Source organism: Pseudomonas sp. SWRI68 (assembly GCF_014269165.1).
GTDB classification, from domain to species: Bacteria; Pseudomonadota; Gammaproteobacteria; order Pseudomonadales; family Pseudomonadaceae; genus Aquipseudomonas; species Aquipseudomonas capeferrum.
Genome location: NZ_JABWRU010000090.1, coordinates 1 through 244 on the forward strand (window position 1 = coordinate 1; position 244 = coordinate 244).

The 244-nt window shown below is 54.9% G+C and carries 1 protein-coding gene; it reads right to left on the reverse strand.

Features of this window, described 5'->3' with window-relative positions:
- Positions 1 to 243 (reverse strand): IS66 family insertion sequence element accessory protein TnpB (gene tnpB, locus HU770_RS26925; protein WP_238349561.1); only part of this gene is annotated, 243 nt, incomplete at its 3' end.
- Between the last annotated feature and the right edge of the window lies 1 nt (position 244).

Sequence of the window (244 nt, forward strand, 5' to 3'; positions counted from 1 at the left end):
GGGGGAAGTTTTGAAACGTTCGGCTTCGAGGCGCTTGAGCCAAAGGCAGAAGCCGTTGCGCTCCCAGTACAACACCTTGATGCGGTTACGGGCTTTATTGAGGAAGACGAACAGTACGGGGTCGAACACGGCGACTTTGATGTCCAGCTCGACCAGGGCGGTGAGGCCGTCGATGGATTTTCGAAAATCCACAGGCTTGGGGTAGAGGTAAACCTTTTCGACTTTGCTGTCGGGACGCATCATG